The following is a 21,313-nucleotide window of genomic DNA, read 5'->3' on the forward strand; positions in this document are numbered from 1 at the left end:
GCCAGACGGCCCCCAGACCCCTGCAACCCGCACTCTGCAACAGGTCACGTTATTCCTCATCCTCACTCAGGAGAAGTACATGAAACGTCGATTGTTCCTGTCCACCGCCGTCATCGCCGCCGGCACCTCAGCCCTCTCGGTGGCCACTGCGGTCTCCGCTCAGGCCCGGCCACTGGGGCCAGCCACCCAACAGGGCGGGGCTGCCGCCCGGACCTTCGGCCTGAGAATGGCCGGGGTCGTGCCGGTCTCCACGGTCAGCGAGCTTCGCACCGCGCTGACCTCGGCCGTCCCCGGCGACACCATCACCGTGGCCAATGGCAGCTATGCCGTGCCTGCCAGCGCCCCGATCGCGGTGACCAACGTCCAGGGCACCGCTGCCGCCCCGGTGACCGTGGTGTCGGCCTCCCGGGGCGGCGCGGTCTTCACCTCGGAGGCCAGCTTCGTCTTCAGCGGCTCCGCTTATGTGACAGTGAGCGGCTTTTCCTTCCGCCAGTCCACCACCCTGGAGATCGCTCCGGACAACCACCACATCCGCCTCACCCGCAATGATTTCCAGTTCGCGGACATCGAAGGCCTGCTCAATGTGATGGTGCGTGCCGATGACACCAAGATCGACCGCAACCACTTCCATGGCAAGTCCACGCTCGGCGTCTACCTGGGGGTGGAGGGCGCTGGTACCACCGAGATGGCACAGCGGGTCTACATTTTCCGCAACTACTTCTCGGACCACAGCTACCCCGGGGACAACGGCGGAGAGCCCATCCGTCTGGGCGTGAGCCCGCGCGCTCTGAGCAGTGCAAACGCCACGGTTGAATTCAATCTGTTCGAACGCTGCAATGGCGACCCGGAGGCCATTTCGGTCAAGTCCTCCGACAACACGATCCGTTACAACACCATCCGCAACAGCAAGGGCGGCATTGTGCTCCGGCACGGCAACCGGAACCGGATCGACGGCAATTTTCTGCTGGACGGACCCAATGGCGTGCGGATCTACGGCAACGATCATCTGATCGTGAACAATCACCTGGCCGGGGTGAGCGGTGCGGCCGTCGTGATCGGCAAGGGCACCGAACGGGACCACCTGCCCGATGAGGACCCGGCGGCCCGGCGCGGCAATGACGCACCGGACAGGGTGCAGATCTCACTGAACACCCTGGTCAGCAATGCCTCGGGCATCATCGGCGAGACCAGCCGACCGGAGGAACCTCGCGATCTGGTGATCACGGACAACGTGATCGTCGGTGACACCGGGCTGCTGGCCGACGTCCAGCAGTCCTCCGGCTTCCTCTGGAAGGGCAATCTGCTCTGGGGCGCGGCGGCCAATGGCAATATCCCCACCACCGGATTCAGCCGGGCCAACCCAGGGCTCACGATGGCGTCAGACGGCATTGCCCGCCCAGGTGCCGGTAGCCCGGTGATCAATGCTGCGAGCCGCTCCTATCCCCTGGTTCCGGCGGATATCAACGGCGTGGCGCGTGTGGGCATCGCCGATCTGGGGTCCCATGAGGTGGGATCCGCTGTTCGGTCCCCGCTCTCCCCTGCACTCGTGGGACCGAACGCCGCCTGATCAGGCCTCTGATCAGGCGAGCCTGGCGGGAAGTATGACCGCTTCCCGCCAGGCATCGGCCAGAATCCGGTGACCCAGAGCAGAGGGGTGGACGCCGTCCGGAGCCAGAGCGGGGCCGCCGTGCTCCCGGGCGGCTGCGGTCATCACCGCCTGGGCCGGTACCAACTGGGCGGAGAATTCCTGGGCCAGACGATGGACCACCTCGATTTTCGGAACAAGATCCTCCAGCCATTCCTGCTGCTCATCGGTCACCGGAATCAGAAAGGGTTCCACCATCACGATGGCCGCATTACTTTCCGAGGTGGTGCGCTGAAGAATACTGCGGTAATTCGCTTCGAATTCTTCAGCGGACGTCGGGTCATTCTGATCATATCGGCGCCAGGTGTCATTAATTCCCACCAATATCGACACCATTGCGGGCTGATGGGCCAGAACGTCCTCCTCCCAGCGAGCCGTCAGATCCCTGACCCGGTGGCCGTTGATGCCCCGGTTCAGCACGGCAATGTCCTGAGCCGCCAGCTCTGTGGCCAGCCGGGCGACGTATCCCTGCCCCAGCGCTGGGGCCCCGGGTTCCCGTCTGCCACAATCCGTCACACTGTCGCCAATAAATAGAACCATTTCCTCGGACTGGTCTGAAATATTCATCATCATGCCTTTCGCTATCCACACTGTTTTTCCCCGAATGTGAAGAAACCTAACTTTCACATCCATTCTTGTCAACCACTATCCACAGCACTCTCAAAGGATGAATATGCCTCTCAAACCTCTGGCCATCCTGGTGATGGAGCAGGATCGCCGCGCCGATGTGTACCCCGATCCGGTGATCGCCCGGCTGGACGAGATGGTCACCCTGCAGCGCCCCTTCCACACCCGGGAATCCCTGGCACACTGTCTCACCCTCGACCCGACGGCACTGGCGGAGACCCGACTGCTCTTCACCAGCTGGGGAGCGCCCCGGCTCGATGCCGGTCTGCTGAGCGCCATGCCCCGCCTGGAGGCCGTGTTCCACGCGGCAGGCTCGGTGAAGACCATCACCACCGACGAGTTCTGGCAGGCGGGCATCCCGATGGTGTCTGCCGCTTCCGCAAACGCCGTTCCGGTGGCCGAGTTCGCCGTCGCCCAGATTCTGCTGGGCCTCAAACAGACTCATCGGCTCAGCAGAGAGATCCGTGATCGAGGGGCGTTCCCCCCGGTCAAGCCTGTGCTTGCCGGGGCTGCGCAGTCCACTGTCGGGCTGTTGTCTCTCGGCGAGATCGGCAGTGCCGTGGCCAGCTGGTTGCAGTCGACCTCAGTGCGTGTGATCGCCCACGATCCGATGGTCTCCCCCGACCGCGCCAGTCGGCTGGGCGTGGAGCTGGTGGGTCTCGAGAAGCTCTTTGCGGCATCGTCCGTGGTCAGCATCCATACTCCGTTGCTCCCACAGACGCACGGCCTGGTCACCGGACGACTGGTGTCGATGCTCCCGGAAGGTGCCACCCTGCTCAACACCGCCCGGGGTGCAGTGATCGAGGAGGCTGAACTCGTGGAGGTGCTGGGGCGGCGCCCCGATCTCACCGCGGTCCTCGACGTCACCTGGCCAGAGCCACCCCTCCCGGGTTCGGCGCTGTATACGCTGCCCAATGTGGTGCTGACGCCGCATATTTCCGGTGCAATGGGAGTCGAACGGGGGCGGATGGGGCAGCTGGTGGCCAGAGAAGCTGGCCGCTGGGTACACGGAGTTCCGTTGAACCATGCGGTGCGCCGGGACCGGATCGCTCATATAGCCTGAGGTGGACCTCAGCGGACCCGTATGACCGGCTCTGTGTCACCACATGGCCTGTTGATTCTTCCGAGCCCTTGCCCGGCGGATAAACTGAGCACTGATCTGACCTCAACTCATTCAGGAGTTCACTCGTGCCTCAAATCCGTGTGGTTGCGCCATGGCGTTGATCGTGCAGAAGTACGGCGGTTCCTCGGTGGCCGATGCCGCCGGGATCCTTCGCGTTGCGCAACGGGTGGTCCAGACTCACCGTGCCGGGAACGACGTCGTCGTGGTGGTCTCCGCCATGGGTGACACTACCGATGAGCTGCTCGATCTGGCAGGCCAGGTGGCTGATCAGCCGCCCGCCCGCGAACTCGACATGCTGATGACCGCCGGTGAGCGGATTTCGATGGCGCTGCTCGCGATGGCGATCGACGGCAAGGGTGATACCGCCCAGTCCTTCACCGGTAGCCAGGCCGGCATGATCACGGACGGCATCCACGGCAAGGCCCGGATTATCGACGTCGATCCGCATCGGGTGCGTACCGCGCTGGACAAAGGCCATGTGGCAATCGTCGCCGGGTTCCAGGGCATGAGCCGGACCACCCACGAGATCACCACGATGGGCCGCGGTGGCTCCGACACGACCGCCGTCGCCCTTGCTGCCGCTCTGGGCGCCGATGTCTGTGAGATCTACACCGACGTGGACGGCGTCTACACCGCCGATCCGCGCGTGGTGCCCAGCGCGAAGAAAATCGACCGCATCTCCAGCGAGGAAATGCTGGAGATGGCGGCCTCGGGCGCCAAAATCCTGCACCTGCGCAGCGTGGAATACGCCCGCCGGTTCGGGCTGCCCATCCACGTCCGCTCGTCCTTCAGCGAGCATGAGGGCACCTGGGTCATGCCCAGCCCCGATGACAAGATCACCCTGGCCGAAGGAGCCGCTTTGGAACAGCCCATCATCTCCGGTGTTGCACATGACCGTTCCGAGGGGAAGGTCACCGTGGTCGGCGTGCCGGACATCCCGGGCAAGGCCGCCGAAATCTTCGGCATCATCGCCTCTGCACACTCGAATATCGACATGATCGTCCAGAACATCTCCACCCAGGGCCGCGGCAAGACGGACATCTCGTTCACGCTGCCGATGGTGGAAGGTGCGGATGCCCTTCAGGCGCTCAAGGATGCTCAGGAGCAGGTCGGCTTTGAGGATCTGATGTACGACGACGCCATCGGCAAACTGTCGCTGATCGGTGCCGGAATGCGCTCCAACCCTGGCGTCTCCTACACCTTCTTCAAGGCGCTCTCCGATGCCGGAGTCAATATCGACCTGATTTCCACCTCGGAAATCCGGATTTCCGTGGTGACCCGGGCTGACCGTCTGGATGCCGCCGTCCGTGCCGTGCACCAGGCCTTCGATCTGGACACCACGGAGGAAGCCACCGTCTACGGGGGCACCGGCCGCTGAGGCCTGCTACCCTCGCTGGTCTGCACGGACGGCGTGCATCGCCGCGTGCAGGAGTTCCCGTGCAGCATGAGATGCGGGGAGTTCGCCCCGTTTCCATACGGCGCCGAGCTGACGGTGAAAAGTGACGTGGTCTACCCGAACCCGGACCAACCGGCCGTCCTGGACGTAGGGCTCCGCCGGGCGAGTGCTGATCACGGCCGGTGCCACTGTGGCGACGGCAGCCTGGAGCACCGCAATGTTGCTGGGCAGCTCGAGCAGCGGAGCGGCGAATTCCGATCTCTCGACGCCGTGCTGGAGGAGCGCTGCGTGGAGCACCGCGCGGCAACCCGAACCCTGCTCGCGGGTGACGAGCGGGGTTCCGGCAAGAGTCCAGGAGCTGATGTGACCGAGCGCGGCCCAGCGGTGCGTCGGTGCGACGTAGACCGCAAGCTCGTCCTGCGCCAGGTCCTGGTATCGCAGGCCCTGCGGCGGCTCATTCCCCTCGACGAAACCGAGGTCTGCCTCGGACTCGGAGACCATCCTGACGACCTCCCGCGTGTTCGTTGCGCGTGATCTCACCGAACGCGGATCGTTGCCGTTCCTGGCAAAGGTCAGAATCCACTGTGGCAGAAAGTACTCAGCGACCGTAAGGCTGGCAGCCACCGTGAGCGGCCTTTCCGCGAGGAGAAGTCCCGCCAGTTCACCGTCCATGGCGAGAGCCGCGCCAAGAACGGGCCGCGCGATGGTGAGCAGCGCCGTGCCGTACTCGGTCAGCTCCGAGGAACGGGAAGCCCTGATGACGAGCTGCCTGCCCAGCCGTTGTTCGAGCCGGCGCAACCGGAGCGAGGCCGCTTGCTGAGTGACTCCCAGCTCGCCCGCCGCCAGAGTGATCGACGCGGTTCGCGCGATGGCGTCGAGCAACTCAAGCGCTCGAAGGTCGGGCATCTCTGAACTGAACACCGCCTCATCCTACACACAACCACACCTTGTGGAACGGCAACCTCCGGTTCGTTGTGGGGCACTTCTGCCGATCCTAGTGTTGAAAACAAGGGCGCCGACCAAATGCGCCCCGGTTGAAATTGGAGACATCGTGGCAAAAATCCTTATTGTGCTCTACCCGGACCCCGTCACCGGGTACCCGCCGGTGTACGCACGGGAGACCATCCCTGAAATCACGGAGTACCCGGGTGGGGTGACGGTTCCGTCTCCGAAGGCCATCGATTTTGTTCCCGGCCAGCTGCTCGGCAGCGTCTCCGGTGGGCTCGGCCTGAAAAACTGGCTGGAGTCCGAAGGCCACACCGTGGTGATCACCAGCGACAAAGAGGGCGCCGACTCCGTCTTCGAGAAGGAACTGCCCGATGCCGACATCGTGATCTCGCAGCCCTTCTGGCCCGCTTACCTCACCGCAGAACGCATCGAGAAGGCCAAGAACCTCCAGCTGGTCGTCACCGCGGGCATCGGCTCCGACCATACCGACCTCAACGCGGCTAACGAACGAGGCATCACGGTGGCCGAGGTCACCTACAGCAACAGCATCAGTGTGGCTGAGCACACCGTGATGCAGGTACTGGTGCTGGTGCGCGACTTCGTCAAGCAGCACCAGATCGCAGCGGAGGGCGGCTGGAACATTGCCGATGCCGTCGAGCGCTCGTATGACCTCGAAGGCATGCGGGTGGGCGTCTTCGCTGCCGGCCGCATTGGCCGAGCCGTCATCGAACGCCTGGCACCGTTTGGCGTGCGGCTGAGCTACACCGACCGGTTCCGCCTCCCGCAGGAATACGAGGAGAAGTACAACCTCACCTTCCACGAAAGCATCGAGGACCTGGTGAAGGAGATCGATGTGCTCACCGTGCACGCACCTCTGACCGAGGAGACTCGCGGCCTGCTGAACGACGAACTCCTGGCCACCATGCCACGGGGTGCATACATCGTCAATCCGGCGCGTGGTGCCATCGCCGATCGGGATGCGATCGTCCGTGCACTCGAGTCCGGTCAGCTTGCGGGCTATGCCGGAGACGTCTGGGATCCCCAGCCTGCGCCGGCTGATCACCCGTGGCGGACAATGCCGCACAACGCGATGACGACCCACACCTCAGGGACCTCGTTGTCCGGGCAGGCACGCTACGCCGCCGGAACCCGGGAAGTCCTCGAGGACTGGTTCGCGGGCTCGCCCCTTCGACCGGAGTACCTCATCGTCGAAGGCGGCAGCTACCGGGGAACGGGCGCACACTCCTACGCCCAGCAGCCGACCCACAGCGACGAGCAGCAGAACAACCAGTAGTCCGGCTGCAGAACGGGGCGGGCGAGAATCCACTCGCCCGCCCCGTCGTCACCTACGACACCGAGGATCGCCCACTACGCCGAGGAACCATATGAACAGCATGGGGCAACCGACTTCCCAGGAGACCACGGCGCGTGACAGCAGGCTCTCCTCCCTCCGCAACCGTCTGGGTCCGGCCCAGACCGTCATCCCCTGGCATGTCATTGTCGCCGCGTCCATCGCCGGTGGACTGACGATCGCCGTTCTCGCCGCCACGGGGGATCTTGTCGGAACACCGATTCTCATCGCCGCCTTCGGCTCATCCTGCGTGCTCGTCTTCCTCCTTCCGTACGCTCCACTCTCCCGGCCGCTCAACGTCATCGGCGGCCACTTCATCTCCGCACTGTGCGGCCTCGCCGTTCAGGCGTTCCTGCCCGTGGCCTGGTGGAGCCTCGGCCTGGCGGTTGGCCTGGCCATGGCAGCGATGGCCTCCCTGCGAGTGATCCACCCTCCCGCCGGCGGCACCCCCATTGCGATCTTGCTGACTCACGCAGGCTGGGGCTATCTCCTTACTCCCATACTGGCCGGCGCAGTGATTCTGAGTCTCTGCGCCCTCGGCTACCGGATGCTGCTCCGTTGGGCCGCCGCCCGAGCGGACTAGACTGAATTTCGACTGCTGCAACCCAATACTTCCGGCCGCACCAGCGCTCCCGGATCGACAGACTTCCAGGCAAACTGGCTGGATCCACCGAAAAGAAATGAGGAACACCATGGGCGACCACAACAAGAACGACGAACTGCGCGAGGAGCGATCCGAGCAGGAGGAGCACCGGCAGGACCTCCGCGACGAGGTGTTTGAAGAGGCCGACGGCGAGGTCGACGACCTCGGATCGCAGGATAAGCGACGTAAGGAAGGCCTGGGGCGCGCCTGAGCCTCACCGTCCAGAGATTGACCAATGGTCCAGGGAGTACTCCCTGGACCATTGGTGTTTCCCTGCCACGTCCTGTTCCTGACGGGTTCAGATGCGTCAAAGTTTTAAGCACTTACCCATCGAAGCAGCCAGTAGATCCCTGAATCGTCGGGGTTTTTCTGCGTGCCAGGCTCAGTAAGTGCTTGAACCTTTGACGCCATCCGCCCTCAGCACCCCACTAGGCTAGAAGCCACGCGTTCCCTCGGCTGAGGAGGCCTCTATGCATCTCGACATCCTGCTGCCCCTGCTCCTCGGAGCGCTCGTGGTGACGGCGATAGCCCGCAAACGCGGCTGGCCGGCACCCCTGCTGGTGACGGGCGTCGCCATCGCGGTCTCCTTCATCCCGGCACTTCCCGCGGTGGAGATCAACTCCTCGGTCATTCTGACCGTGGTGCTGCCACCGTTGCTGTATTCGGCCGCACTGGATATCTCGATCCAGGACTTCCGCACCTCACTACGGCAGATCCGCCGACTCGGCATCGGGCTGGTCATTGTCACCGCTCTGGTGGTGGGCGGCCTGGCCAATATCCTGCTCGGTGACATCTCGCTGGCCGCGGCCCTGCTGCTGGGCGCCATCGTGGCCCCGCCGGATGCCGTCTCAGCCACCGCGATCGGCAAGAAACTGGGGCTTCCGCGCCGCGTCATGTCCGTGCTCTCCGGGGAGAGCCTGATCAACGATGCCGCCGCGCTGACCATGTTCACGCTGTTCCTGAACGCGGTCACTCTGGGCACCGCGATCAGCGTGGGAGACGGCGTCGTCATGCTGCTCGTGGCGATCGGTGTGGGAGTGGGCGTGGGTCTGCTGATCGGCGTGGCCATTCAGTTGCTGCGCAAGCGGGTGCAGGATCCGCTGATGGAGACGGTATTCGGCCTGCTGGTGCCTTTCAGCGCCTACCTGGTGGCCGAGCATTTCCATGGCTCCGGTGTGCTCGCGGTGGTCGCCGCAGGGCTGTATCTGGGCTTCAACGCCCCGAAGGCGAGCTACGCGATGCGCCTGCAGGAGCAGCCCATCTGGGCCTCGCTGGACGTCATTCTGGAGGCGTTTGTCTTCGCGCTGATCGGCCTGCAGTTCAAATCGGTGCTCATCGACAGCGTGCACAGCCCGCACGGCCTCTGGCCCAGTCTGGGCTTCGCCGGAATCATCCTGGTGGTGACCATCCTGATCCGCCCGGCGTACGTCTTCGCCTCCTACTATCTGGGTCAGCTACCCCTCTTTGCCGCCCGGCGACGGCGCCAGAAGCATCCGGAACCGACCTTGAGCTGGCAGGACCTGACGGTCATCTCCTGGACCGGCATGCGCGGCGTGGTGACTCTGGCGGCAGCGGTGGCAGCGACCAGTGCGGCAGTGGAGCCCAAGGACCTGATCATGCTGACGGCCTTCGTCGTCACCATTGGCACCCTGTTGATCCAGGGCCTGACCCTGCCGTGGGTGATCACAAAGCTTGAGGTGACAGATCCGGATCAGGAGGATCGCGACCGGGCAGCAGAGAAGGCGCTGATGAAGCGCACGTACGAAGTCGCGATGACCGAGATGGCGCCACTCTGGCAGAAGCTGACCGACCGGCTGGGGCCCGATCGGGCGGAGCAGATCAAAAAGCGGGTCATCGGCTCCAGCATGGCGCGGATGGCGGTCAGTAGCTCAGCGAACGATGACGCCGAGGCCATCGCCGCGGACCGTGCCTCGCGCCGGGAGATGGCTACCTACCTGACCGAGGCCCGCCGTCAGCTCAACGAGTTGCGGCGCACTGTACTCCTGGATGAGCGGGAGCAAGGAAACCTCGACGACGAGGTGATGCGGACCGTGCTGCTGGAACTGGATACTGAACAATTCGCATTGGATACCTCCTGGCAGTCCCGCATGCGGTCCTGACGCAGCACTCGATGCACGTCAGTCGCCTTGCGGCAGTTCCCATACCTGATGGAGCATACGCTGGTAGCTCTGCCCCTCACTGGTGTCCAGAAACTGATTCATGTGCACCTGCCACGCCTGATCCAGCGGCTCCTTCGCCATACCCGCCGTGAACACCTCCCAGTCCTCCACTTCCACCTCGTGGAACAGCTCGGTGCCGGAGCGCCAGATCCGCCAGGCATGCACCCCATGCTTGCGCAACAGCACATCCAGCTCAGGCCAGATCACTGCGTGTGCCTCCTCATACTCCACTTCCAGGCCTGGACGGAGCCGGGTGTGCAGGGCGATCCTTTGCATAAGTTCCTCGCTGAACTAGGCCCAACACACCATCCGGCGTCGGGTAAACATATGATGTTGCCAACCATACGCTGGAAGGTTTCCAGCTGAAAGGGGACCACCATGACCAAGCCTGAGCCTCGCGTTGATTCTCATCACCATCTCTGGGATCTAGACATCCGACCACAGGACTGGATTGACCCGCAGTCGATGCTGGCGATCCACCGCTCCTTCCGGGCTGCGGACTTCGAGGCCGTCGCCCGGCCCGCCAACGTGGTCGCCAGCGTGCTGGTACAGACCGTCTGTGTACCCGAGGAAACTCCCGAGATGCTGCTGACAGCCCAGGCCTCCGAGGTGATCAGCGGCGTCGTCGGCTGGACAGATCTGGAAGCGAGGGACGTCGCCGATCAGCTGGCCGCGCTCCGCGAGGGTCCCGGTGGGCGTTGGTTGCGCGGCATTCGGCATCAGGTCCAGCAGGAAAGCGATCCCGACTGGCTGGCCCGGCCAGCGGTGCGCCGTGGCCTGCAGGCCGTGCACGATGCCGGGCTGAGCTACGACTTTGTGGTGCGCTCCTCCCAGCTGCCCGCAGTGGCGCGCACCGCGGAGGCTCTGCCTGAGGTGAACTTTGTGCTGGACCACGCCGGGAAGCCGCCCATCGCCGCCGCTCGGGAACCCGGCAGCCTGGAGCGGTGGCACCGAGACCTCCGACTGCTGGCACCGTTCCCGCAGCTGAGCTGCAAACTCTCCGGCCTGGTCACCGAGGCCGACTGGGAGCACTGGACGGAGGATGATCTGCACCCGGTGGTGGAGACACTGCTGGAGGTCTTTGGCCCCCAGCGGCTGATGATCGGCTCCGACTGGCCGGTCAACCTGCTCGCAACGCGCCCTCCGGCTGATCAGTCCGACGCTGATCAGCCGGAGCCGTACCAGCAGATCTGGGACAGCTACGAGCATCTGGTCTCCACCCTGAGCCCGGCTGAGCGTACAGCCCTGCGGTCCGGAACGGCGAGGCGGGTGTATCGACTGGGCTGACCCCCTGGGGGCGTTCGAACCCCGTGAACTCGAAGCTGGGAGAATAGACGCATGTCCACCAACCCAGTCGCCGAGGGCGCCGCCGCAGCACGCCCCGCTGCGGAGCTGACGCTGATGACTCCGGAGGAATGCCTCGCTCTCCAGGAGCACCAGGAGCAGCGGGTGGACCGCTACATCCAGCCCTATCTACAACGCCGTTCCGCCGGGCAGAAGCACCCTGTGGAGGATTTCCTCTTCACCTACTACTCGCTCAAACCAGCACAATTGCGTCGCTGGCACCCCGGAGCTGGGGTGGTGCTCTGCGGGGCGCAGGCCCGCCAGAGGCTCGACTGGCGCTTCTACCGGCCACTGACCGAGGCTGAGCTCCGTCAGCATGATCTGGCCGGGGACGAACCCGCCATCACGATGGACGTGGAAGCCTTCTGCCGCGAGCGCTCCGGTGCCATCGACTTCGCCCGGGTGATCCTGCACGGTACCGCAGCCCGGCCCGGCAACTTCGGCTGCTTCGGCCTGCATGAATGGGCGATGGCGTACCGCAGCGAAGACAATGGCGTGCGCCACGAGTACCTGCCGCTGCGGCTTGGCGCGTCCGGGACAGATGCCGTGGTGGAGGCCCACCGGATTCGCTGTTCGCACATTGATGCCTTCCGCTTCTTCACCCCGCAGGCCGTCAGCCTCAATGAGCTCCAGCCCAGCCGGGAGACCCAGCGGGAACTGGAGCAACCCGGTTGTCTCCACGCCAACATGGATCTGTATAAGTGGGCCTACAAGCTGTTGCCTTTAGTGCCCAGCGAGTTAGTGCTGGAGGCCTTCGAACTCTCCTGGCGCATCCGCATCATGGACATGCGGGCTTCGCCCTACGATCTGGCGGACTGGGGCTACCCGGCCCTGCCCATCGAAACCACTGCGGGCAAGGCCGACTATGTGAGCCTTCAGCGTGGCTTTGCCGACGATGCCGCCGGGCTGCGCGAGCGGATCGCCCGGGAGCTGGAGCAGCGGTTGTCACTCGGGGACGCCCCACACGATGCTGCACAGAACTAAGCTGGTGGCATGGCAATCACTCGCGTAACGGCGATCGTGACGCTACTGGTCCTGACGGCTTCCACGCGCGCGCTGGTCTCCTGCAGCCCACATCAACGGCCTTCTACCAGCACGCCCAGTTCTTCGGCCCAGCCCAGCACTCCCAACAGCTCGCTGCCCCAGTTCTCCGCTCCGGAAACCGGTGCCACCCCCGCGCCCCCGCAGAGCGGCACCGACCGTTCAGAGATCACCGTGCGGATCCATGCCTCGGCCACCGGGCCCGTGGTGACCGCGCTGCTAAGCTGCCAGGGATCCTCCGCGGCCTCGGCGGTCAACATCGCAGATCCGGCAGGTGCCTGCCTGGCGCTCGTCCAGCACGGCGCTGCCGCCTTCGCTCCCCCGGCCACCATCTGCACCCAGCAGTCTGGCGGCCCACAGACTGCGGAGGTGACCGGCATCGTCAACGGGCGTCAGGTCGACAAGACCTTCGATCAGCACAATGGCTGCACTATCGAACAATGGAATCTGCTGAAACCACTTTTCGGCTCCGCTGCCGGCGGCGGTAACTGAGGTCTATACACTGAGCCTATGGCCCTGACGGATGAAGCAATCAACAAAATCAAAGGCATGATTGTTGCCGGTGAGCTCGCCGCGGGTGACCGTCTGCCTCCGGAGAAGGAACTCAGCGAGAAGCTGGGGCTCTCCCGCAGTTCCTTGCGCGAGGCAGTCAAGGCATTGGAAATCGTCCGCGTCCTGGACGTCCGGCGCGGTGACGGCACCTACGTCACCAGCCTGGAACCTCAGATGCTCAACGAGGCCATCTCCTTTGTGGTGGACCTGCACCAGGACAGTACGGTGCTGGAGATCTTCGCGGTGCGCCGCATGCTGGAGCCGGCGGCTGCGGCGATGGCAGCCAGCAAGCTCAGCCCGGACGGTGTCGCCGCCCTGCGCGCGAATATCTCCTCCGTGAATGCCGCGGACACCACGATCGAAGAACTCGTCGAAAATGACCTGCAGTTCCACCGACTGATCAATCAGGCCAGCGGCAACCAGTACCTGCTCAGCCTGCTCGATGGCATGTCCAGCAGCACCATTCGCGCCCGGATCTGGCGCGGCCTCACCCAGGAGGGCGCGGTGGAGCGCACGCTCAATGAGCATGCCGCGATTGCCGACGCGCTGAGCAGGGGCGATGGCGAACTGGCCCGGGCACTGGTGACCGCGCATGTGAGCGGCGTCGAGGGCTGGTTGCGGAAGGCTCTGGAGCACCAGGAGTAAACGGTCTGGGCAGTTGTCCCCATGGCAGGCCGCACAGGCAGCACCCTAGGATTTTGCTATGACCCGCCCCACGCTGCGTCACCTCACTGCGGCCTGCGGGCTTGCCCTGATGATGGCGCTGACATCCTGCTCTCTTCTGCCCGGCGGCTCCTCGAGCCAGTCCTCCACGCCACCTCGACCAGCCCCGGCATCCATGGAGCAGATGCGCGCCCTCAATGTCTGTGCGCTGCTGCCTCTGAGCGATCTTCGGGCCACGCTGACCAGCCTCGGGGGTGCTCAAGCCTGGCGGGCCCTCGGCCGCGACCCGGATACCTGTGACATCTATACCGATGACCGATCTGGATCCACCGCCAGACCGACAGCGACGGTTCTGCCCCTTCTTCAGCTTCCGGCCGTTTCCGTGTCGGTGGACAATTTTCCAGACCAGGACACCTGGTCGCACAACTTCAGCGAGGGAAGCTACCTTAGATTAGATTCCGTCCCCGGCGGCTGGCTTGCCGCCCCTTCAACCGGGACCGGAAAAGTCTCGCACGCCTACAGCGCCAAGGGCTACGCCTTCACCCTCATCGCAGGCAGCTCCGCCGATTCCAGGGCCTCCGCGGCAATCGGCAAAATCCTGCTGAACGCGCTGGATTCTGGCACCAGCGCACCCGAGATTGCGTGGGCACCGCACAGCATTTTCACCGCGGATCTGTGCGCTCTGGCCCAGAGCAGCAGCTTCACAAACACTCTTGAGCCCCAGTTCGGAAAGGTTTTCGCCGCGAAAAATGCCACCCACCGCTCCTGCGATCTGGGCAAGGCCCCCACCTACGTCAACCTCTCTGCCACCTTAGACTCCGGGACGTCGGCCGGCGCTTCAACACTGACCATCGCTCGGCATCCGGCGACACTCAGCGAGGGCCCGGGTTCGTGCCAGCTCAAAGTGACGTTCCCGGACGATCCGGCAGTGGTGGGCAGAACCATCCCAGGCTCCGGAATTCCCACCCTTTCCGTGACGACCATCCAGGACAAGCCAGATTGCGCCACCCTGGTGACAGCGACCACCGCTCTGGTCGCTGAGTTGGACAAGCGCTGAGCCGCCCCGGGGCGCAATCGAGTGGTGACGTACGGCCGTCAACCGACCGGGTTGAGGGCCATACGTCACCACTCGACGCGCTATGGGTAGTCCTCTCCATAGTGATACTCCACGTAGCTGCTTAGGCTGACCACATGGAGCGGAGACCATCCCGGATCAGCATGGGCGCCACGGCCTGCATTCTTCTGGTGGCCATGGTCACCAGCTGTTCAACGGCACCGAGTGTTCCCAGACCGGCCGATCCCTCGCAGCAGGTGGCTCGTGGACTCGACGTCTGCACGTTCCTCCCGGTGGATGAACTTGCCGCGATACCGCTCAGCAGCAAGGGGGCGAACCCCGCCCTAGGCTGGGACTTCAGCCCGGCGAACGGCTGTGTCGTCTTCTCGGACGGGCCTTCGCAGCCTTCCTTCGGCCTGCCGGACTTTACCGTGTCCATAGAGAGCTCGCCCACGGACGACGGCGCGTGGGCCAGGATACTGAGCGACTCCCAGACCAGGAAGGTTACCGGCGGCTGGCTCTGGGAATCACCCCTCCACACCCTGGAGGCCTACAGCCCCAAAGGGTATTCCTTCGTCATCAACCCGCGGTACGGCATCAATTCCCCCGACAGCAGGTCGCAGGCCATCGCCATCAGCACTGTTCTGCTCAAACATCTGGACTCCACTGCGCCAGACCAGTTGCCAACCATCACCTGGGCGTCAGGAAACCTGCTCTCGCTGGACATCTGCGCCGCCGCCGAGCAGATTCATTTTGCACAGCTGGCCGGAGGGGACCAGTCTGCAAAAGTGGCCGCTGGCGATCCTGGTCACCGCGAATGCAGCGCTGGGTCCCTTGACGCCCCGCTGCAGTTCAACATCAAGGCAGCGCTGAGCGGTGGGCTGAGCGATCCGCAGCACACCGCCACATCCTTTGCCGTGGAGGGTCACCAGGCTCAGCATCTCTTTACCCCCAAGAGTTCCAGCAGCGTGAGCAAGTGCTCCGTCGCGGTGCAGTACCCGGACGACCCAGCACTGACCGGTCATGCGCCCTACTATCCATCATCGAAGCTGACTGTTCTCACGACCACCATCACCGGGCGGGACGAAAGCGCCTGCCCGGCGCTGATCACCGCGACCACAGCCCTGGTCGCTGAGTTGGACAAGCACTGAACTGGACAAGCGCTGAGCCCGTCGAGTGGTGAGATCTGGCCCCTAACAGTGACTGTTAGGGGCCAGATCTCACCACTCGACGGCACAAACCTACGCCGGGATCAGCCCCCGGCGGATCAGCTCCACCCAGAGTTCCTCCGGGACAGCAGTCTGGGCTCGCTCAACGTTCTGCTCCATCTGTGCGGGCGATGCCGCACCCACCACCACGCTGCGCACCGCCGGATAGCGCAGGCTGTACTGCAGCGCCGCCGTCGGCAGGTCCACCCCGAACTCCTGGCACACCTCCGCGAGTGTCCTGGCCCGCGCAATCAGCTCGGCGGGTGCCTGCGCGTAGTTGTAGTGCGCATCCTCGGGAACCACTGCCCGGGCCAGCAGACCCGAGTTGTAGACGCCCACATTGACCACACCCACACCGAGTTCCATACACAGCGGCAGCAACTCGGCCAGCGCGGGCTGCTCCAGCAGGGTATAGCGCCCGGCCAGCATGACCAAATCCAGGCCATGCCCCTGCTCATGAGCCGCACGCACGCACGCCACCAGCGCCTCAGCGGAGTTTGCACCGACGCCGATGCCGCCCAGCGCACCTTCCGCACGCAGCGTCGCCAGCGCGGGTAACCCCTCGGCGATGCCCTGCCCCAGATCGTACACATCCGGATCATGCAGGTAGGCAATGTCGATCCGATCCAGGCCTAGTCGCTCCCTGGATTCGTCCAGACTGCGGCGCACGCCCGCCTCGCTGGGATCCCACTGGCGACGCAGCGTGCCGGGGACGGCAAACCCGGAAGCCATATCGTCCTCAGTCGGATCCGGATTCGGCACCACGAGTCGCCCCACCTTGGTGGACACCAGGTACTCATCCCGCGGCTTATCCGCGAGCGCAGCTCCCAGGCGGCGTTCGGAAAGACCCAGTCCGTAGTGGGGTGCGGTATCGAAATAGCGCACCCCGCCGTCCCAGGCAGCCTGCACCGTGGCGGTGGCAACCTCATCGGAGACCTCGCGGTAGAGGTTGCCGATCCCGGCTGCGCCGAAGCCCCACCGCCCGAGCTCAGGATGCAAGTCCGCTGCGGGCATCAGGCGTCCTTCAGGAAAAGTTCGATGACGGGCACCGCGGATTCGGGCTGGCGCACGGGCAGCCGGAGGGTCAGGGTGCCGGCAGGTTGTGCCCCCGGCGTGGTGTTCTGCGCGCTCTGATTCGGATCAGCGCCGCTGAAGTGGATCTCCGAGGCATCGGAGAGCAGCTGCGCGTATTCCACCTTGCCGTCCAGATCAGGCAGGTGAACGTGCTCAAACGGCCAGGCGAAGAGGTGCAGATAGAGCCGGTTCCCGCGCTGGGTGTACCGGGCATCCGCGGGCGGCGCATACGCGGAGGGGCCGGCGCCGTAGACGGAGCGGGAGTTCAATGCCATCCACTCGCCGATCCCGGCCAGCGACTCCAGCGCGTGCGGGTCAAAGTTTCCGCGCCCTGTCGGGCCGACGTTGAGCAGCATATTGCCGCCCTTGGAGACGCCATCGACCAGCATCCGGATCAGCAGCGGAACCGATTTGTAGTCTTCGTTATCCCGGTCGTAGCCCCAACTGCCGTTGAGCGTCTGGCAGGCCTCCCAGATAATCGGCCGGCCAGCGGCATCGAGCATCTCCCCGGCCGGCTGGTACTGCTCCGGTGTGATGAAGTCGCCCGGGATCTCCAGACGGTCATTGACCACGATGCCCGGCTGAAGTTCGCGAACCAGCGCCATCAGGTCTTCAGAGCCCCAGTCCTGCGCACCCTTGCCACCCCAGACGTGACCGGAGATCCCCTCCGGGTAGGTGTCCGTGCTGTAGGAGAAATCGAAGAACAGGTAGTCGATGGTGCCGTAGTTGCTCAGCAGTTCCCGCACCTGCCCGTGCAGGTACTCCCGGTATGTGGCGATATCGCGGCTCTCGTTGAGCTGCGCGGCCTCCGGGTGGTTGCGCAGCGGGTGGTGGCCGTCGATCGGGAAATCCGGGTGGTGCCAGTCAATCAGCGAGTGGTAGAAGCCGACCTTCAGCCCCTCCTCACGCAGGGCCTGAACATACTCGGCCACCAGGTCTCGTCCAGCGGGAGTGTTGGTGACCTTGTAGTCGGTCAGGGCAGAATCCCAGAGGCAGAATCCCTCGTGGTGCTTGGTGGTCAGCACTACGTACTTCATGCCGGCGGCCCTGGCGGCCTTGGCCCAGGCACGGGGGTCATAGAGATCCGGGTCGAAGAACTGTGCGTACTTTTCGTAGTCCTCCGGTGCGGTCTGCTCGCGGGTCATCACCCACTCGTGGCGGGCTGGCAGGGCGTAAAGCCCCCAATGGACGAACATGCCAAAGCGCGCTTCGGTGAACCAGGGTGCGTGGGAAATCATGGTGCTCCGTTCAGAATGATTCGGTTAAGAGGATTTCAGAGAAAGCTCAGAAAACAGGGTCAGCGCCCACCGAGGCCGCTGGTGACGATGCCCCGGACCAGGTGCTTCTGCAGCAGGAGGAGCAGGGCGACGGTGGGTGCCATGGAGATCACAGCTGCCGCCATCACCAGATGCCACTGTGAACCCTGCTGGCCGAAGAACATCTGCAGGCCCAGCGGGATGGTGCCCAGCGTCTGGGCATCGTTGATCACGATCAGCGGCCAGAGGAACGAATTCCAGTAGGCGATGAAGGTGAACACCGCGAGCACCGCCAGGCTGGGCCGGGCCAGCGGCAGCATCACCGAGAAGAAGGTCCGCACCGTTCCAGCACCGTCCACCCGGGCAGCATCGTCCAGTTCCTGAGGCAGGCCCAGGAAGAACTGGCGGAGCAGGAAGGCGCCGAAAGCGGTGAAGGCCCAGGGCACGATGAGCGCCGCGAAGGAGTTGGTCAGGTTGACCTTCTGCATCATGACGAACATCGGTACCACCAGGACTTCCTGCGGGATCATCAGGGTCGCCAGGAAGACCGCGAAGATGGCATTCCGGCCCCGCCAGCGCAGCCGGGCGAAGGCGTAGCCGGAGAGCGCGGAGACCGCCAGAGTGATGGCGGTTCCCAGCACGGCAACGATCAGGCCGTTGAGCATGAACTTCAGGAAAGGAGCATATTTGAGCGCCTCCGCGTAGTTCCCCCAACGCAGTTCTGAGCCGAACAGGGTAGGTGGGATGGTGAAGATTTCGTTCGGCGGCTTGAGCGAGGTGGCCACCATGTAAATCAGCGGCGACATGAAGATCAGCCCGATCAGGCACAGCAGGGTGTAACCGATCGCCCGCCTGACCCTCTCACCCAGCGGACGGCTGCGTATCGCAAGCTTCCGTGCGGCGACGGCATCATGCGTCATAGTGCACCCACTTCTTCTGACCCAGGAACTGCACGGCCGTCACACCCAGGATGATGACGAACAGCACCCAGGCCGCAGCAGAGGCCAGGCCGAGCTGATGGAACTGGAAGCCCTGGTTGTAGATGTAGAGAACAATCGTGGACGTCGAGGATCCGGGGCCGCCTTTGGTCAGGATGAAGGGCTGTGCGAAGACCTGGAAGGAGGTGATCAGCGTCATCATGGTAGCGAAGAAAATGGACGGCGAGATCATCGGGAACTTCACCCGCCAGAACACCGTCCAGGCATTGGCGCCGTCAATCTGCGCCGCATCGGTCAGCTGCTCCGGGACCGCATCCAGAGCAGCAGAGAACACCAGCAGGTTGTAACCGAAGCCCTGCCAGACGCTCATCGCCACCACGGCCAGCAGCGCCCAGTGTTCGTCACCCAGGAAATTCGGCGCATGCGCTCCGGTGGTCGACTGCATCATCCCGTCGATGAACCCGCCCGGCTGATAGAGCATCCGCCAGACCACCACATTGGCCACCACCGGGGTGATGGCGGGAATGAAGAAGATCACCCGGAAGATGTGCCGGCCCTTGATCCGGGGCGTGAGCCATGCCGCCAGCCCCAGGGAAATGACCAGATTGAACGGCACGTACAGCACCACGAAAAGCACGGTGTTGAGAATGACCTGACCGAAGATCGGGTCATTGAACAGCTTCAGATAGTTCCCGATGCCGGTCCAGCTGGGTGTTCCCAGCAACGGCCAGTTAAACATGCTGATGATCAGCGAGGCGACGATCGGCAGGACGGTGAAGATCACCAGGCCTGCACCATGGGGTAGCGCAAAGGCGACGCCCCAGCCGCTCCTGCGCCCGCCGGTATCTGCGGCTTTCCGGTTGCGTCTGCCCCCGGAGGCCGCTACGGTCTTCCCCACGGCACCGGTGACAACATCCGTTGGGGCTGAAATCTGATGGATGACCACTGACTCACTCCTCTCCCCCACTCAGGCCGGGCGGTGCAGTTGCCACCCGGCCCGTGCGTGGTCAGTTGGCGGGTAGCTGGGAAGCGATGTCATTCATGACGTCGCTGGCCTTCTGCTGACCGTTGATGGACTTGATCAGGTACTGATTGAAGAGAGTTCCCAACTGATCACTGTTGGTATTGCTCGGCATCGGAGCCGCTGTGGAGGATGCCGTCTTGAGCAGGGCATCCACACCCGGAATCTTGGCATTGTTGATCCAGCTGGGCTGATCTGCGGTACGGGCAGGCAGAGCTCGTCCTGCCGCGCCGAGTTCGGAGAGGATCTTGTCCCCGGTCATTTCCTTCAACGCGGCAAACGCCTTATCCGGGGTGGCGCAGTTCTTGGAGATGCCCCACCCTGAGCCGGCGCTGTAGGTCTTTCCGCCACCCGGACCTGCCGGGAGGGTCGTCACGCCGAGGTTGAAGGAGACCTTCGCCTTGGCATCGAGCAGGGACCACGGTCCGTCGATATGCATGGCCGTAGTGCCTGCCTGGAACTGGTTGGTGCTGAAGGAGGTATCACCGCCGGGGAGCTGCGGCGAGACCTTGTACACATTGGTCAGATCCGAGACCCACTGCAGACCGGCGGAAAATGCCGAATTTTTGGGATCGAGCTTGGCATCGGTGGTGAGGACGCGCCCCCCGTTGTAGGCCAGGATCTGGGGTTCAATACTCAGATCAGCCGGATCCGGGGCGATGGCGTATTTGCCATTGCCGGTGAGCTTCTTCGCATCGGCCAGGAATTCGTCCGCCGTCCACCCGGGCTTGGGCTCCGGCAGACCGGCTGCGGCGAACATGTCCTTGTTGTAGAACATCACCACGGGGCCCACGTCGTAGGGCAGGGCGTAGAGATTGCCGTCCGCACTCAGCCCGTCAATCATCGACTTGTCGAAGGCGGAAAGGTCTACGTTGTTCTTCTTGACCAGATCCGCCAGGGGTAGCAGCCCGTCCTTGAGCTGGGCGGTGCGCAGGCTCTGCACGGCGACCAGACACGGGGCATTCCCGGAGGCAAGCTGAGTGCTCATTTTGGTGAAATAGTCCTGGAAGGTGGCACCCTGCAAGGTGATTTTGACATCGCCGAGCGTGGCGCTGGCCTCATCGGCGACCTTCTGCCAGGCGTTCTGATCATCGGTGCCGCTCACCCACATTCCCCAGGTCAGCTCGGTTTTGCCGTCAGCGGTCGTCGGGGTGGAATTTCCGCAGGCAGTGACACCCATCAGGCACAGAGCCAGTACCCCTGCCACAAGCGCTCCTTTGCGCATGATTTCTCCTTTTTGTCCGTGTGA

Annotated in this window: 21 protein-coding genes; 13 read left to right on the forward strand and 8 right to left on the reverse strand. The window is 64.1% G+C overall.

The features are described from left to right. Positions 1-79 precede the first annotated feature (79 nt). Positions 80-1,567, forward strand: coding sequence for a polysaccharide lyase 6 family protein (locus tag QQM37_RS05150; protein WP_285725507.1), 1,488 nt, complete (start codon positions 80-82; stop codon positions 1,565-1,567). A 12-nt stretch (positions 1,568-1,579) separates the two neighbouring features. Here QQM37_RS05150 and QQM37_RS05155 read toward each other — a convergent pair whose 3' ends face one another. Beyond that, positions 1,580-2,212 carry an SGNH/GDSL hydrolase family protein gene (locus tag QQM37_RS05155; protein WP_285725508.1) on the reverse strand — a complete coding sequence of 211 codons (633 nt, stop codon included), beginning with the start codon at positions 2,210-2,212 and terminating at the stop codon, positions 1,580-1,582. 106 nt (positions 2,213-2,318) lie between these two features. Between QQM37_RS05155 and QQM37_RS05160 the strand changes: the two genes are divergently transcribed. Both QQM37_RS05160 and QQM37_RS05165 read left to right on the forward strand, forming a co-directional pair. Continuing rightward, complete coding sequence (locus tag QQM37_RS05160) at positions 2,319-3,335, forward strand: hydroxyacid dehydrogenase (RefSeq protein ID WP_285725509.1); 1,017 nt, start codon at positions 2,319-2,321, stop codon at positions 3,333-3,335. 151 nt (positions 3,336-3,486) lie between these two features. After that, complete coding sequence (locus QQM37_RS05165; RefSeq protein ID WP_285725510.1) at positions 3,487-4,773, forward strand: aspartate kinase; 1,287 nt, start codon at positions 3,487-3,489, stop codon at positions 4,771-4,773. Positions 4,774-4,779: 6 nt separating this feature from the next. Here QQM37_RS05165 and QQM37_RS05170 read toward each other — a convergent pair whose 3' ends face one another. Then, entirely contained in the window at positions 4,780-5,697 is a 918-nt protein-coding gene (locus QQM37_RS05170) for a LysR family transcriptional regulator (RefSeq protein WP_285725511.1), read from the reverse strand. A gap of 145 nt (positions 5,698-5,842) precedes the next feature. Between QQM37_RS05170 and QQM37_RS05175 the strand changes: the two genes are divergently transcribed. The 4 genes from QQM37_RS05175 (at position 5,843) to QQM37_RS05190 (ending at position 9,853) form a co-directional block, all read left to right on the forward strand. Continuing rightward, entirely contained in the window at positions 5,843-7,033 is a 1,191-nt protein-coding gene (locus QQM37_RS05175; protein ID WP_285725512.1) for an NAD-dependent formate dehydrogenase, read from the forward strand. A gap of 100 nt (positions 7,034-7,133) precedes the next feature. Continuing rightward, entirely contained in the window at positions 7,134-7,673 is a 540-nt protein-coding gene (locus QQM37_RS05180; RefSeq protein WP_285725513.1) for an HPP family protein, read from the forward strand. A gap of 109 nt (positions 7,674-7,782) precedes the next feature. Further along, complete coding sequence (locus QQM37_RS05185) at positions 7,783-7,944, forward strand: hypothetical protein (RefSeq protein ID WP_285725514.1); 162 nt, start codon at positions 7,783-7,785, stop codon at positions 7,942-7,944. Between the two features lie 259 nt (positions 7,945-8,203). Next, on the forward strand, positions 8,204-9,853 hold the full coding sequence (locus QQM37_RS05190) for a cation:proton antiporter (protein ID WP_285725515.1): 1,650 nt from the start codon (positions 8,204-8,206) through the stop codon (positions 9,851-9,853). Positions 9,854-9,871: 18 nt separating this feature from the next. On the opposite strand, the gene QQM37_RS05195 is transcribed toward QQM37_RS05190, so the two are convergent. Continuing rightward, positions 9,872-10,189 (reverse strand): L-rhamnose mutarotase, encoded by a 318-nt coding sequence (locus tag QQM37_RS05195; RefSeq protein WP_285725516.1) that lies wholly within the window; start codon positions 10,187-10,189, stop codon positions 9,872-9,874. Positions 10,190-10,291: 102 nt separating this feature from the next. Here QQM37_RS05195 and QQM37_RS05200 point away from each other — a divergent pair, with 102 nt between their 5' ends. The 6 genes from QQM37_RS05200 (at position 10,292) to QQM37_RS05225 (ending at position 15,718) form a co-directional block, all read left to right on the forward strand. Then, complete coding sequence (locus QQM37_RS05200; protein WP_285725517.1) at positions 10,292-11,200, forward strand: amidohydrolase family protein; 909 nt, start codon at positions 10,292-10,294, stop codon at positions 11,198-11,200. 51 nt (positions 11,201-11,251) lie between these two features. Further along, positions 11,252-12,241, forward strand: coding sequence for a 3-methyladenine DNA glycosylase (locus QQM37_RS05205; protein WP_420030123.1), 990 nt, complete (start codon positions 11,252-11,254; stop codon positions 12,239-12,241). A 9-nt stretch (positions 12,242-12,250) separates the two neighbouring features. Continuing rightward, complete coding sequence (locus tag QQM37_RS05210; protein ID WP_285725518.1) at positions 12,251-12,790, forward strand: hypothetical protein; 540 nt, start codon at positions 12,251-12,253, stop codon at positions 12,788-12,790. An 18-nt stretch (positions 12,791-12,808) separates the two neighbouring features. Then, positions 12,809-13,495 (forward strand): FadR/GntR family transcriptional regulator, encoded by a 687-nt coding sequence (locus tag QQM37_RS05215; protein WP_285725519.1) that lies wholly within the window; start codon positions 12,809-12,811, stop codon positions 13,493-13,495. A 58-nt stretch (positions 13,496-13,553) separates the two neighbouring features. Then, positions 13,554-14,570 carry a hypothetical protein gene (locus tag QQM37_RS05220; protein ID WP_285725520.1) on the forward strand — a complete coding sequence of 339 codons (1,017 nt, stop codon included), beginning with the start codon at positions 13,554-13,556 and terminating at the stop codon, positions 14,568-14,570. Between the two features lie 134 nt (positions 14,571-14,704). Then, on the forward strand, positions 14,705-15,718 hold the full coding sequence (locus QQM37_RS05225) for a hypothetical protein (protein ID WP_285725521.1): 1,014 nt from the start codon (positions 14,705-14,707) through the stop codon (positions 15,716-15,718). Positions 15,719-15,808: 90 nt separating this feature from the next. Here the strand turns inward: QQM37_RS05225 and QQM37_RS05230 are convergent, their stop codons facing one another. The 5 genes from QQM37_RS05230 to QQM37_RS05250 form a co-directional block, all read right to left on the reverse strand. Further along, positions 15,809-16,789 (reverse strand): aldo/keto reductase, encoded by a 981-nt coding sequence (locus tag QQM37_RS05230; protein ID WP_285725522.1) that lies wholly within the window; start codon positions 16,787-16,789, stop codon positions 15,809-15,811. After that, positions 16,789-18,087, reverse strand: coding sequence for an alpha-L-fucosidase (locus tag QQM37_RS05235; protein ID WP_285725523.1), 1,299 nt, complete (start codon positions 18,085-18,087; stop codon positions 16,789-16,791). Before QQM37_RS05235 ends, QQM37_RS05230 begins: the two co-directional genes overlap by 1 nt. 59 nt (positions 18,088-18,146) lie before the next feature. Beyond that, entirely contained in the window at positions 18,147-19,025 is an 879-nt protein-coding gene (locus QQM37_RS05240) for a carbohydrate ABC transporter permease (RefSeq protein WP_285725524.1), read from the reverse strand. Continuing rightward, positions 19,015-19,989, reverse strand: a complete 975-nt coding sequence (locus QQM37_RS05245; RefSeq protein ID WP_285725525.1) for a carbohydrate ABC transporter permease — start codon at positions 19,987-19,989, stop codon at positions 19,015-19,017. Before QQM37_RS05245 ends, QQM37_RS05240 begins: the two co-directional genes overlap by 11 nt. Before the next feature lie 61 nt (positions 19,990-20,050). Next, the gene (locus QQM37_RS05250; RefSeq protein ID WP_285725527.1) at positions 20,051-21,289 is read right to left on the reverse strand and encodes an ABC transporter substrate-binding protein; all 1,239 of its coding nucleotides are present in this window, start codon (positions 21,287-21,289) and stop codon (positions 20,051-20,053) included. Between the last annotated feature and the right edge of the window lie 24 nt (positions 21,290-21,313).

The sequence above is a fragment of the Psychromicrobium xiongbiense genome (assembly GCF_030271165.1).
Taxonomy (GTDB): Bacteria; Actinomycetota; Actinomycetes; order Actinomycetales; family Micrococcaceae; genus Renibacterium; species Renibacterium xiongbiense.